10 protein-coding genes are annotated in these 12,884 nt (G+C 74.3%); 5 read left to right on the top strand and 5 right to left on the bottom strand.

Annotation, left to right across the window (positions count from 1 at the left end; all coding sequences use genetic code 11):
* Positions 1 to 163: 163 nt before the first annotated feature.
* The 4 genes from AB0C84_RS42150 (at position 164) to AB0C84_RS42135 (ending at position 7,023) form a co-directional block, all read left to right on the top strand.
* Positions 164 to 1,069 carry a potassium-transporting ATPase subunit C gene (locus AB0C84_RS42150; protein ID WP_361077483.1) on the top strand — a complete coding sequence of 302 codons (906 nt, stop codon included), beginning with the start codon at positions 164 to 166 and terminating at the stop codon, positions 1,067 to 1,069.
* The gene (locus AB0C84_RS42145; protein ID WP_361077480.1) at positions 1,066 to 3,657 is read left to right on the top strand and encodes an ATP-binding protein; all 2,592 of its coding nucleotides are present in this window, start codon (positions 1,066 to 1,068) and stop codon (positions 3,655 to 3,657) included. The genes AB0C84_RS42150 and AB0C84_RS42145 overlap by 4 nt, the downstream gene beginning before the upstream one ends.
* Before the next feature lie 118 nt (positions 3,658 to 3,775).
* Positions 3,776 to 6,349 (top strand): DUF4118 domain-containing protein, encoded by a 2,574-nt coding sequence (locus AB0C84_RS42140; protein WP_361077478.1) that lies wholly within the window; start codon positions 3,776 to 3,778, stop codon positions 6,347 to 6,349.
* Positions 6,346 to 7,023: a response regulator gene (locus AB0C84_RS42135; protein ID WP_179841994.1), complete on the top strand. Its 678-nt coding sequence runs from the start codon at positions 6,346 to 6,348 to the stop codon at positions 7,021 to 7,023. The genes AB0C84_RS42140 and AB0C84_RS42135 overlap by 4 nt, the downstream gene beginning before the upstream one ends.
* A 25-nt stretch (positions 7,024 to 7,048) precedes the next feature.
* On the opposite strand, the gene AB0C84_RS42130 is transcribed toward AB0C84_RS42135, so the two are convergent.
* The 4 genes from AB0C84_RS42130 to sigJ all read right to left on the bottom strand — a co-directional run bounded on the left by AB0C84_RS42130 (position 7,049) and on the right by sigJ (position 10,480).
* On the bottom strand, positions 7,049 to 8,203 hold the full coding sequence (locus tag AB0C84_RS42130) for an oxygenase MpaB family protein (RefSeq protein ID WP_361077475.1): 1,155 nt from the start codon (positions 8,201 to 8,203) through the stop codon (positions 7,049 to 7,051).
* Positions 8,196 to 9,179, bottom strand: a complete 984-nt coding sequence (locus AB0C84_RS42125; protein ID WP_361077472.1) for a polyprenyl synthetase family protein — start codon at positions 9,177 to 9,179, stop codon at positions 8,196 to 8,198. The genes AB0C84_RS42130 and AB0C84_RS42125 overlap by 8 nt, the downstream gene beginning before the upstream one ends.
* Positions 9,172 to 9,411 carry a hypothetical protein gene (locus AB0C84_RS42120; RefSeq protein WP_361077470.1) on the bottom strand — a complete coding sequence of 80 codons (240 nt, stop codon included), beginning with the start codon at positions 9,409 to 9,411 and terminating at the stop codon, positions 9,172 to 9,174. The genes AB0C84_RS42125 and AB0C84_RS42120 overlap by 8 nt, the downstream gene beginning before the upstream one ends.
* A 133-nt stretch (positions 9,412 to 9,544) precedes the next feature.
* Entirely contained in the window at positions 9,545 to 10,480 is a 936-nt protein-coding gene (gene sigJ, locus AB0C84_RS42115) for an RNA polymerase sigma factor SigJ (RefSeq protein WP_361077467.1), read from the bottom strand.
* A 151-nt stretch (positions 10,481 to 10,631) separates the two neighbouring features.
* Here sigJ and AB0C84_RS42110 point away from each other — a divergent pair, with 151 nt between their 5' ends.
* On the top strand, positions 10,632 to 12,140 hold the full coding sequence (locus tag AB0C84_RS42110) for an MFS transporter (RefSeq protein WP_258945642.1): 1,509 nt from the start codon (positions 10,632 to 10,634) through the stop codon (positions 12,138 to 12,140).
* On the opposite strand, the gene AB0C84_RS42105 is transcribed toward AB0C84_RS42110, so the two are convergent.
* Positions 12,131 to 12,862 (bottom strand): polysaccharide deacetylase family protein, encoded by a 732-nt coding sequence (locus AB0C84_RS42105; RefSeq protein WP_258945641.1) that lies wholly within the window; start codon positions 12,860 to 12,862, stop codon positions 12,131 to 12,133. The genes AB0C84_RS42110 and AB0C84_RS42105 overlap by 10 nt on opposite strands.
* Positions 12,863 to 12,884 lie beyond the last annotated feature (22 nt).

The raw sequence follows: 12,884 nt of genomic DNA, 5'->3' as shown, positions 1-12,884 counted from the left end.
CCGCTGGCGCTGCGCGGTGTCAAGTACCGGCCGAGCAGCGCCTCCCGGCTGCTGTCGCGCAACCTCGGCGTCTACGGCCTCGGCGGGATCGCCGCGCCGTTCGTCGGCATCAAGATCATCGACCTCATCGTCCAGTTCCTTCCGGGGATGTCCTGACATGCGTATGCCCACCTGGATCCGCCAGCACGTGGCCGCGGTCCGAGCGCTGCTGGTTCTCACCGTCGTGCTCGGCGTCGCCTACCCGCTCGCCGTCTTCGCGGTCGCCCAGCTCCCAGGGCTGAAGGGCCGGGCCGACGGGAGCATCGTGAAGACCGCCGACGGCAGGGCGGCGGGCAGCGCGCTCATCGGCCAGTCCTTCACCGGCAAGGACGGGAACCCGCTCAGGCAGTACTTCCAGAGCCGTCCCTCCGAGGCCGGGAACGGCTACGACCCGACCTCGACGGCCGCGAGCAACCTCGGGCCCGAGGACGTCCTCGACACCCTCGCCGACCCGGCGGCCGGAGCCGAGGCCGAGCAGAGCCTCCTCACCCGGGTCTGCTCCCGGAGCAAGGCCGTCGGCGACCTGGAAGGCGTGGACGGCGCGCGGCCCTACTGCACCCCCGACGGGGTGGGAGCGGTGCTCAAGGTGTTCGGGACGCGGGCGCCCGACGGCACCGTCCCGAAGCCCTCCAGGGTGGTCAGCGCCAACCAGGCCTGCCCCGCCGCCCCCTTCGTCACCGTCTACAAGGGGGTCCGGGTCGAGTGCGCCAGGCCGGGCGAGGACCTCGCCGCGGGCCTGACCGTCCCGGTCAGGGGGAACGCGCCCGCGAAACCGGAGGTGCCGGCCGACGCCGTCACCGCGAGCGGCAGCGGCCTGGACCCGCACATCACGCCCGCGTACGCGAGGCTCCAGGCGGCGCGGGTCGCGCGGGCGCGCGGCGTCTCCGAGGCGCGCGTGCTGGCGGCCGTCCGGCACAACGAGACCGGCCGCGCGCTCGGGTTCATGGGGGAGCCGGTGGTCAACGTCGTCCGCCTCAACCTCGAACTGGACCGCGACCACCCGTCCGGCGCCGGGAGGGGCCGACCATGACGCGCGGGCGGCTCCGCGTCTACCTGGGGGCCGCCCCGGGGGTGGGTAAGACGTACGCGATGCTCGCCGAGGCGCACCGGCGGCGGGCCCGCGGAACCGACGTCGTCGTGGGGTACGTGGAGACGCACGGCCGGCCGCTGACCGTGGAGCGGCTCGCCGGGCTGGAGTCGCTGCCCCGCAAGGCGATGGAGTACCGCGGGACGGCGTTCACCGAGCTCGACACCGGGGCGGTGATCGCCCGGCGCCCGCGGGTCGTGCTGGTCGACGAGCTGGCCCACACCAACGTGCCCGGCTCCCGCCACGCCAAGCGCTGGCAGGACGTCGAGGAGATCCTGGAGGCGGGGATCGACGTCATCTCCACCGTCAACGTCCAGCATCTGGAGTCGGTGAACGACGTCGTCGAGCAGATCACCGGCGTGCCGCAGCGCGAGACCGTCCCGGACGAGGTGGTCCGCCGCGCCGACCAGGTCGAACTCGTCGACATGACGCCCGAGGCGCTGCGGCGCAGGATGGCGCACGGCAACGTGTACGCCCCCGAGAAGGTCGACGCCGCGCTCGGCAACTACTTCCGCGTCGGCAACCTGACCGCGCTGCGGGAGCTGGCGCTGCTGTGGCTGGCCGGCAAGGTCGACGACCAGCTCGACCGCTACCGCGCCGACCACGAGATCCACGGCACCTGGGAGGCGCGGGAACGCGTCGTGGTCGCGCTCACCGGCGGCCCCGAAGGCGACACGCTCGTCCGCAGGGCCGCCCGCATCGCCGACCGCACCAAGGGCGCCGACCTGCTGGCCGTCCACGTCCTCCCCGGCGACGGCCTCACCGGCACCGACCCCGCGCACCTCGTGCGGCAGAGGGCCCTCGTGGAGAACCTGGGCGGCACCTACCACCAGGTCGTCGGCGACGACATCCCGACCGGCCTGCTGGACTTCGCCCGGGGAGTCAACGCGACCCAGCTGGTGCTGGGCGCCTCCCGCCGGGGCCGGATCGCGCAGCTGTTCTCCCGGGGCGTCGGCGTGACGACGACCGCCCACTCGGGCCCCATCGACGTCCATCTCGTCACGCACGAGGAGGTCAGCAAGGGGCGCCGGGCCCGGCCGTCGCGCGGCGGCCTCACCCGGCGGCGGCGCACGGCGGGCTTCGTGCTCGCCGCCGTGCTCCTCCCGCTGCTCACCCTGGTGCTCCACCATCTGCGGGGGGAGTTCTCCCTGCCCAGCGACATCCTGTTGTTCCTCGTCGCGGTCATCGGGGTCGCGCTGGTCGGCGGCCTGTACCCCGCGCTCTTCACAGCGGTGTCCGGGTCCCTCCTGCTGAACTACTACTTCACGCCGCCGCTCGACCGGTTCACGATCTCCGAGCAGGAGAACCTGCTGGCCCTGGTGGTGTACGTCGTCGTGGCCGCGGCCGTCAGCGCCGTGGTCGACCTGAACTACCGGCGCAGCAGGGAGGCGTCCCGGACCCGGACCGAGGCCGAGGTCCTGTCCGCGCTCGCGGGCGGGGTGCTGCGCGGCCAGAGCACGCCGCGCGACATCCTGGAGGACCTGCGGCGCACCTTCGGCCTCACGGCGGTGACCCTGCTGGAGCGCGGGCCGGGGGACGCCGGGGCGCTGGGAATGCACAGCGACCCGGACCGCTGGCGCGTCGCGTCGACGGCCGGGGGCCCGCCCTGCACCGCCCCGAAGGCGGGCGAGACCGAGATCCCGATCGACGACGGCCTCGTCCTGGTGCTACGCGGCCGGACGCTGCGCGCCGAGGACCGGCGGGTCCTGGAGGCCTTCGCGGCGCACGCCGCGGTCGCGCTGCGGCAGCAGCGGCTGGCCGCCGAGGCCGAGCAGGCGCGGCCGCTGGCCGAGGCCGACCGGATCCGCACCGCCCTGCTGAACGCCGTCAGCCACGACCTGCGGACGCCGCTGTCCTCGGCGAAGGCGGCGGTGGACAGCCTGCGCAGCCCCGACGTCACCTGGATCGAGGAGGACCGGGACGAACTGGTCGACACCGCCGCCGAGTCCCTGGCCCGGCTCGACCGGCTGGTGGCCAACCTTCTCGACATGAGCCGCCTGCAGGCCGGCGTGCTCGGCGTCCACCCGCGCCTCCTGGCGGTCGAGGACGTCGTGCCGCGCGCCGTGTCCTCACTCGAACACCTCGACGCGAGCGGCGTGCGCGTCCGGATCTCCGGGGGGCTGCCCGTCGTGTCGGCGGATCCGGCCCTGCTCGAACGGGTGCTGGCGAACCTCGTCGCCAACGCCGTCCGCCACAACCCGCCCGGGGAGCCCGTCACGGTCACCGCGAGCGCTCATGCGGACCGGGTCGAGCTGCGCGTGATCGACCGCGGCCCCGGCATCCCCGTGTCCGAGAGGGGCGCGGTCTTCACGCCCTTCCAGCGGCTGGGCGACCGCGACAACAGCACCGGCGTCGGCCTGGGGCTGGCGCTGTCACGGGGGCTGACCGAGGCGATGGGCGGCACCCTCCTGCCCGAGGAGACCCCGGGCGGCGGGCTGACCATGGTGGTCACCCTGCGGACCGCCCGGTCGCTCGTGCCGGGACCGCATCGCAGCGGTCTCGGAGAATACGAAGAGCCCGGCGGCCGTTAAGAAAACGTCAATTCCTGATCCGCGGCCGCGGACCGCGCAGGGGCGCTCACCAGGCTTTGCTAGATTTCGCCACGCCCCATAAAGGGACGATTCAGGCGAGGGGGAGGCGGCGCTCGGCATGGGCAGGCGGGGCACATGGCGGATCTATCTGGGCGCGGCGCCCGGGGTCGGCAAGACCTACGCCATGCTGAACGAGGGGCGGCGGCGCGCCGGGCGCGGCACGGACGTGGTCGTCGGCCTCGTGGAGACCCACGGCCGCTCCCGGACGGCCGAGCAGATCGGCGACCTGGAGGTCGTCCCGGCCCGCCGGACGCTCCACCGGGGATCGCGGTTCACCGAGATGGACGTGGACGCCCTGCTGGCCCGCCGTCCCGAGGTCGCGCTGGTCGACGAGCCCGCCCACGCCAACGCCCCGGGAAGCCGCAACGCCCGGCGGTGGCAGGACATCGAGGAACTCCTGCGGGCGGGCATCGACGTGATCTCCACCCTCAACATCCAGCACCTGGAGTCGCTCAGCGACGTGGTGGAGGGCATCACCGGGGTCCGGCAGAGCGAGACCGTCCCGGACGCGGTCGTCCGGCGGGCCGACCAGATCGAGCTGGTCGACATGACCGCCGAGGCGCTGCGGCGGAGGCTCGCGCACGGGAACGTCCACGCGCCGGACGAGACCGGCGCCGCGCCGGCCGGCTACTTCAGGACGGGCACCCTCAGCGCCCTCCGCGAGCTGGCGCTGCTGTGGGTGGCCGACCGCGTCGACGAGGGCCTGGCCCGCTACCGCGGCCGGCACGGCATCACCGAGCCCTGGGAGGCGCGCGAGCGCATCGTGGTGGCGCTGGGCGGCGGCCCGGAGGGCGACGCGCTGATCCGCCGCGCGGCCCGCATGGGCGCCCGGGCCGGGCGCGCGGACCTCCTCGCCGTCCGGGTGGTGCGCAGCGGCGGCCTCGACGAGGGCTCCGCGGCCGCACTCGCGGGCCAGCGCGCCCTGGTGGAGAGCTTGAACGGGACGTTCCACCAGGTGGTGGGCGACGACGTGGCGACGGCCCTGCTGGAGTTCGCCCGCGGCGTCGACGCCACGCAGCTCGTCGTGGGGGCCGGGCGCCGCCCCGGCCGGCGGCGGATGTTCGCGACCGGCGTCGGGACCGCCCTGGTCAGGGAGTCCGGTGACTTCGACGTCCACATCGTCGGCCACGAGCGCGCCGGGAGGCGCCCCGGCATCACCCGCGCGGGCGGTCCGGCGCTGAGCCGCCGGCGCAGAGGGACGGGATGGGCGCTCGCCGTCGCCGGGCCCCCGGCGCTGACCGGCCTGCTGGCCGGGACGGGCCTGGAGTTCGGCCTGGTCACCGACATCCTGTTCTACCTGGTGCTGACCGTCGGGGTCGCCCTCGCGGGCGGGCTGTGGCCGGCCGTGGCCGCCGCGGTACTGGGCAGCCTGCTGGCCAATTGGTTCTTCACGCCGCCCTTCCGCACCCTGACCATCGGCGACCGCGACAACGCCCTCGCGCTGGTGATCTTCGTCGGGGTTGCGGTGGCGGTCGCCTCGGTGGTCGACCTGGCCGCGCGCCGCTCGCGGCAGGCGGCGCAGAGCAGCGCGGAGGCCGAGACCCTGAGCATGCTGGCGACCAGCGTGCTGCGCGGCGAGAAGGCGCTGCCCGCCCTGCTGGAACGGATCCGCGAGACCTTCGGCGTGGCCTCGGTCGCGCTGCTGGAGAGGACGGGCGACGGCTGGACGGTGCTGGGGGCGACCGGCTCCGATCCGTGCCTCGACCCCGACCGTGCCGACGCGCAGGCCAGGGTCGGCGCGGGCGAGGGCGCGGACCGGGGCGGCGAGACGGTGCTGGCCCTGCGCGGACGCGTTCTGCCCGCCGCGGACCGCCGGGTGCTGTCGGCGTTCGCGTCCCAGGCCGCCGCCGCGCTGGAGTGGCGGCGGCTGGCCGAGGAGGCGGGGCGGGCGCGGCGGCTCGCCGAGGGCAACAAGATCCGTACCGCCCTGCTCGCCGCGGTGTCCCACGACCTGCGCACCCCGCTCGCCTCGATCAAGGCCGGCGTGAGCAGCCTGCGCCAGACCGACGTCGACTGGGACCCCGAGGACGAGGCCGAACTGCTGGCCACCGTCGAGGAGTCGGCCGACAGGCTCGACGGCCTCATCGGCAACCTGCTCGACATGAGCCGGCTGCAGACGGGCGTCGTCTCCCCGCTGACCCAGCCCGTCTCGCTGGAACAGGTGGTGCCGCCCGTCCTGCGGGGCGTGCCGCGCGACCGCGTGGACGTGGACGTCCCCGAGACGCTCCCGCCGGTGCTGGCCGACCCCGGGCTGCTGGAACGCGCGCTGGCCAACGTGGTCGAGAACGCCGTCCGGCACAGCACCGGCCCCGTCACCCTGTCGGCCGGCGAGCTGCGCGCGGACCGGCGGCTCGAACGGGTCGAGATCAGGGTCGCGGACCGGGGCCCCGGAGTACCGGAGGCCGACAAGGAGCAGATCTTCGCGCCGTTCCAGCGCCTCGGGGACTCACCCCGCGGCACCGGGGTGGGGCTGGGCCTGGCCGTGGCCCGGGGCTTCACCGAGGCGATGGGCGGCACCCTGCGGGCCGAGGACACCCCGGGGGGCGGCCTCACCATGCTCTTCGCGCTGCCGGCCGCCGGCGCGCGCGGGGACGGGCCCGCATCCGGCGACGAGAGCGGGGGAGCACGGTGACGCGGATACTCCTCGTCGAGGACGAGCGGCAGCTCGTCCGGGCGCTGCGCATCAACCTGAGGACGCGCGGCTACGAGGTGGACACCGCGCCAGACGGCCGCACCGCCCTGGACCTGGCCGCACAGCGCAGGCCGGACGTGGTGGTGCTCGACCTCGGGCTGCCGGACATGGACGGCGTCGAGGTGATCCAGGCGCTGCGCGGCCGGCTGAACGTCCCCATCATCGTGCTCTCCGCGAGGCACGCCTCCGAGGAGAAGGTCCGGGCCCTGGACACGGGAGCCGACGACTACGTCACCAAGCCGTTCGGCATGGACGAGCTCCTGGCCCGGTTGCGCGCGGCGGTCCGGCGGGCCGCCCCGGCCGAGCAGGCGGCCGCCGTGGTGGAGACCGAGGCCTTCACGATCGACCTCGGGGCCAAGCGGGTGACCCGGGCGGGCCGGGAGATCCGCCTGACGCCCACCGAGTGGAACATCCTGGAGGTGCTGGTCCGCAGTCCCGGCGCCCTCGTCGGCCAGCGGCGGCTCCTCCACGAGGTGTGGGGCCCCGCCTACGACAAGGAGACGAACTACCTGCGCGTCTACCTCGCCCACCTGCGCCGCAAGCTGGAACCCGACCCGGCCCGCCCCCGCCACCTGATCACCGAGCCGGGCATGGGCTACCGCTTCGAACCCTGACCCGGGGCCTCTCCGTGCGGGAGCCTCAACTCCGCGAGACGGAGGTGGGCGGGGGCGGGGTCCAGCGGGCGGTCTTCGAGGGGACTCCGAAGTCGGGCTTGAGTTCCTGGGGGATGGCGTAGTGCATGACGCGGCCCCGCGTCAGCGAGGACAGCTCCAGCATGGTGACCAGGCGGCCGAGCCGGTCGGAGATCTGCTCGGCCCACGGCCCGCGGTCCTCGACCCATTCCAGGGCGCCCAGCAGGGCCGGGGCGATCCTGATGAGCGAGTCGAACCGCGTGCGGGGGACCTCGAGCCAGTCCGCGGACGTGTCGCCGATGAGGTAGCGGATGAGCGCGGGCACGATCGGGTCGAGCAGCGTCCCGGGCACGACCTCCTCGTACAGGTCGATCAGCTGCCGGGTCAGGTGCGCCCCCTCGGGGGAGGGGCCCATGTGGCGCACCATGTACCGGTCGGAGAACTCCCTGGCCGCCTCCAGGTCCGGGGGGATGGTGTCGGGCTCGATGCCGAGGATGGCGCCGACGACGCGCCAGGCGTAGTAGTAGGCGTCCGCGCCTTCGGCGGTGATGTGGATGCCCATGCGGTGCAGGGCGTCCAGGACCTGGATGCTGAACATCATCAGCCCGCCGAGCATGTCCTCCTGGCAGATCGCGACGGGCTCGGGCCAGCGGCCCTCCTCCTTGAGGTGCCGGCGGATGGAGGCGTGCAGCAGGCGGACCTTCTGCGCCGCAGGGAGGAACCGCCCCCCGGCCTGGAACGCGTCGGGCTGCATGAGGTAGACGGTGAACTGCCCGGTCTCGGCCATCCGGCGCGAGGGGTAGGCCAGCGAATGCGTGGCGGACAGCAGCTTCGCCACGTGCGGGACGACGTAGCAGGCCGGCATCGCCGCGAACGACAGGGCGGTGGAGACGTGCACGTCGTTGTCGACGAAGAACCGCCGCGCCTGCTCCATGACGCCCCAGTCGATCCAGTCCGGCGGCGTCGCGGTCGCCCGGAGGTAGTCGCGCGCCGCGTCGGGCAGGCCGTCGGGAAGCGCCTGGCCGGAGGTCGTGAACCAGCGCATGAGGGTGTTGTACCTGCCGACCTGCCCTGTGCTGAAAAGGGCTTCGACGGTCGCGTCGGCCAGCGGGTCGCCCTTCAGCCGCAGAGCGTCCATGTACTGGTCGGTGTAGTCAGTCATCGGAGGTCACCTCGCGGATCAGTCGGGCCAGTGCGTCGGCGGCGTCCGGCCGGGTGCCGGCGAGGGCCGCCTGCGCGGCGTGCGCGCGTTCGTCGATCATCTGCCGGACGCGGTCCGGCGCCCGGGAGCGGATCATGATCTCCCGGATCTCGGCGGCGCCGGCCGGGGTGAGAGGTCCGTCCAGCAGGTCCCGCAGCCGCCGCCGGTCGGGCTCGCCGGCCTCGGTCAGGGTCAGCGCGAGCAGGGCGGTGGGTTTGCGGCCCGCGAGGTCGTCCAGGAGCGACTTGCCGGTGCGTCCCGGGTCGCCGAACACGCCCCACAGGTCGTCCCGCAGCTGGAAGGCCTCCCCGAGCGGACGGGCGTAGGCGGCCAGCGCGTCCAGCGTCGGCGCGGCCGCCCCGCCCAGCACCGCGCCGATCCGCAGCGGCCCCTCGACGGTGTAGGAGCCCGTCTTGAACCGCACGATCGCCAATGACCGGGCCACGTCCGGCGCCGCCCCGGTCCGCAGGATCTCCAGGCACTCGCCCGCCACCAGCTCGCGGCCCATCGCCGTCCACAGCGGCACCGCCCGGCCCAGGAAGGCCCGCGGCAGGCCCGAGGAGTGGAACAGCTGCGCGGCCCACGCCACCAGCAGGTCGCCGACCATGATGGCGAGGGCGTCGCCGAGCCTCTCGTGCGCGCTCGGCCGCCCGCGCCGCATCGGGCTGCGGTCGATGACGTCGTCGTGGACGATCGCGGCGGCGTGCACCAGTTCCAGCGCCGCCGCCGCGCGGACGACGGCGTCGGTGTCCGGCTGCCCCGCGGCGCGCCACCCCCAGTAGCAGAACGCCGGGCGGATCCGCTTGCCGCCGTCGACCGAGATCCGCAGCTGGTCGGCCACGGGCGCCAGCTCGCCGTCCAGGGCCAGCAGCTCGGCGATCTCGACCTCGACGAACTCCTCCAGCGCCCGGTCGACCCGGGCCCGGAGGTCAGCCATCCCGGAGCCGTGCGGCGGCCCGGCGGGCCAGGACCTCCAGATGCGCCTCCGGAGCCGCGCCGTTGCGCCGCAGCGCCAGCTCGCCCCGGGCGCGGAGCTCCTGCCGCACCTCGGCCGGGCCGGGCACGCGCCGGGCCATGACCCGCAATCCCTCCGCCACCAGGTCGGCGACCCCGGCCGCCAGGCAGAGCATGTCGTTGCCCGGACCGGCTCTTCCGTCAGACTGCGCCATCGTCACCTTCCACTCCCTTGTAGTCACAGCAAGTGATATCAGGAAAGCGGTGGGTCACCACCGAAACGGTCTGGCAGGACTGCCTCGCCGCCGCATGACGGAATAGTCACTCGTGCGGTTGGGGGTACGCGTCTCAGGCGCCGGTCCAGGAGCGGAGCTTCTCGGGGTTGCGCACGGCCCAGATGCGCCTGATCCGCCCGGCTGTGATCTCGAACGCGTACACCGTCACGATGACGCCGTCCTGCTGGGCGATCAGACCGGGCTGGCCGTTGACGGTGCGCTCCAGCAGCGTCACGCCGGACACCCGGCGGAGGAGGTCGGCGATCGCGTGCGCGATCCGCTCACCGCCCTCGATCGGACGGAGCACGGTCTTGACCACGCCGCCGCCGTCGGCGGTGAGGACGGCGCCCGGATCGAGAAGGCCGATGAGGGCGTCGACGTCACCGTTCTCCAGCGCCCGCCTGAAGTTCCTGACGACATCGGCGCGGCCGGCGGCCGGGGCCGCGGGCGGCGTGCCGGCGCGGATGCGGCGCCTGCCCGAGGAGGCCAGCTCGCGGCAGGCCGCCGGGGTGCGGCCGGTGATCTCGGCGATCTCGGCGAAGGGGTACCGGAAGACGTCGTGCAGGATGAGCGCCACGCGTTCGGCCGGGGTCATCGATTCCAGCACGACGAGGAAGGCCATGCCGACCGACTCGTCCAGGGTGATCCGGTCGGCCGGGTCGGCCGCCGCGGCGCCCGGCCGGCCGCCGATCCACCGCTCGGGTCCGGGCAGTGGCTCGGGGATCCACTCGCCCACGTAGCGCTCCCGCCTCGCGCGCGCCGAGCCGAGCACGTCCAGGCAGATGCGGCCGGCGACCTTCGACAGCCAGGCGCCGGGGGAGGCGACGGCCTCCCGCTGCCGCGGGGACAGGGCGTACCAGCGGGCGTAGGTCTCCTGCACGACGTCCTCGGCCTCGGCCAGGGAGCCCAGGAGCCGGTAGGCCAGGCCGATCAGGCGGCGCCGCTCGCTGACGATCGCGCTCAGGCCCGCGTCGGACCGGTCGGCTCCTGGTGGCGATTGGTCGGTCATGTCCTGGTGGCTCCCTGGATCGGATGTGCCCTCATCTCACTACGACGAGACGGCGCGCCGGAATGTCAGGCCGGACGGCGACCTGACATTCCGGGGCGCCGCGTCGTCGGACTCCCGACACGGCTTCGTTCGATGCGACAAGGAGACGATCATGTCTGCACGCAGTTCGGCCCCGGTGGCGGGACCGGCGGCGGAGGTGACGACGCGCCCGGATCCGAGACGCTGGCTCGTCCTCGCCGTCATCGCCGCCGCCCAGCTGATGGTCGTCCTCGACCTGACCGTGATGAACCTCGCGCTGCCGTCGGCGCAGCGCGCGCTGGGGTTCTCCGCCGCCGACAGGCAGTGGGTCGTGACCGCGTACGCGCTGTCGTTCGGGAGCCTGCTGCTGTTCTGCGGGCGCCTGGCCGACCTGGCCGGCCGCAAGGCGACCTTCCTGACCGGGCTCGTCGGCTTCGCGGCGGCCTCCGCCGTCGGCGGCGCCTCGGTCGACTTCCCGATGCTGGTGACGGCGCGGGCCTGCCAGGGGGCCTTCGGCGCCCTGCTGGCGCCGTCCGCCCTGTCGCTGCTGACCACGACGTTCCAGGACCCCAAGGAGCGGGCCAGGGCGTTCGGCGTCTACGGCGCGGTCGCGGCCGCGGGCGGCGGCCTCGGGCTGCTGCTCGGCGGTGCGCTGACCTCCTACCTGTCCTGGCGGTGGTGCATGTACGTCAACCTGGTCTTCGCCGCGTTCGCGATCATCGGTGGAGCGCTGCTGGTCGGACGGCAGCGGCGGACGCCGGGCGGCCGCCTGGACGTTCCGGGCGTGGTGGCGGTGTCCGGGGGGATGCTCTGCCTCGTCTACGGCTTCTCCAACGCCGCGTCCCACAGCTGGGGCACGCCCCTCACCTGGGGCCTCCTCGCGGCCGGGGTCGCGCTGCTGACCGTTTTCGCGGCCTGGCAGGCGCGCACCGCGCACCCCCTGCTGCCGCCCCGCATCGTCCTCGACCGCGTCCGCGCCGGCGCCTACCTCACCATCCTGGTCAGCGGGGCCGGCACGTTCGGCGTCTTCCTGTTCCTCGTCTATTACATGCAGGTGACGCTGGGCTACTCGGCCGTCCGGTCGGGGGTGGCCATGCTGCCGATGGTGGTGCTCAGCGGCGCCATGGCCGTCCTGGGCAACACCAGGCTGATGCCGCGGTTCGGACCCGGGCCGATGGTCATCGCCGGCATGCTGCTCAACGCGGCCGCCATGGTGTGGCTGACGAGGATCGGCGCGCATTCGGGCTACGGGGCGGCGCTGCTCGGCCCGCTCATGGTGATCGGCGCCGGCATGGGCCTCGTCTTCGGCATGGCGGCCGCCACCGGCACCTTCGGCGTGGCGCCGCGGGACGCGGGGGTGGCCTCGGCGAGCATCAACACCGGCCAGCAGCTCGGCGGCTCGATCGGCACCGCTCTGCTCAACACGATCGCGGCCGGCGCCACCTCCGGCTACCTGGCCGGCCACGTGCGCGGACGGCCGACGCCGGAGATGCTCCAGCTCGCGGCCGTCCACGGCTACACCACGGTGTTCTGGTGGTGCGCCGGCATCTTCGCGGCCGGCGCCGTGGTCTGCGGCGCGCTCCTGCCCCGCGGCCCGCTGACGGCGCGCCAGCATGGACGCGCACCGGCTGGTTATGAATGACCAGGTGACGTCCTTGGGGAACGGACCTCGTGGTCGCGGAGCGGGCCGACGGTCAGGCCGGTGGCGCGACAGGTCGCCACCACGCCGGGGAGGGCGCCGAGGGACGCTCTCCACGCGCCCGGCGCCGAGGTGGCGTCGCTGTCGTGCAGGAGGAGCGTCGCGCCGCCGTCCAGGCCGGGCGCGAGCTCGGCCAGCACGGAACGGGGCGTCGCGGAGGCCGTCCAGTCCTTGCCCCAGGCCGTCCACAGGACGGGCCGGAGGTTGTCGCGGTGGGCCGCGAGGAGGGCCTCGGCGCTGAGGACGCCGTACGGGGGCCGGTACCAGGCCGGGGTGGCGCCGCACACGTCCTCGATGAGGCGGACGGTGCGGCGCATCTCGGCGGCGACACGACCGGGCCGGGTCTTCAGGGCGTTGTCGTGGTGCCATCCGTGGACGGCGATCTCGTGGCCGTCGGCGACGATGCGCCGGCCGATGCCCGGGTTGCGCTGGAGCATCGCGCCGAGGACGAAGAAGGTCGCGTGACAGCCGAGACGGGCGAGCTCGTCCAGGAAGAGGGGCGTGGAGCGGGCATCGGGTCCGTCGTCCAGGGTGAGCGCGACATGGCGGGCCCCGCCGCGGCCGGCGAGACGGGGAGTCAGGCGGCGGACGGGCGGAAGCCAGGTCGCGGCGGGCAGGGCGTGCGCCAGGAGCACCCCGGCGAGGCCCCGCGTCAGATGCGACATGGGACCAGTCTCACAGGGGGAT

This window comes from Actinomadura sp. NPDC048955 (assembly GCF_040649435.1).
GTDB classification, from domain to species: Bacteria; Actinomycetota; Actinomycetes; order Streptosporangiales; family Streptosporangiaceae; genus Spirillospora; species Spirillospora luteofluorescens.
This window is presented reverse-complemented; position numbering and strand designations above follow the sequence as displayed.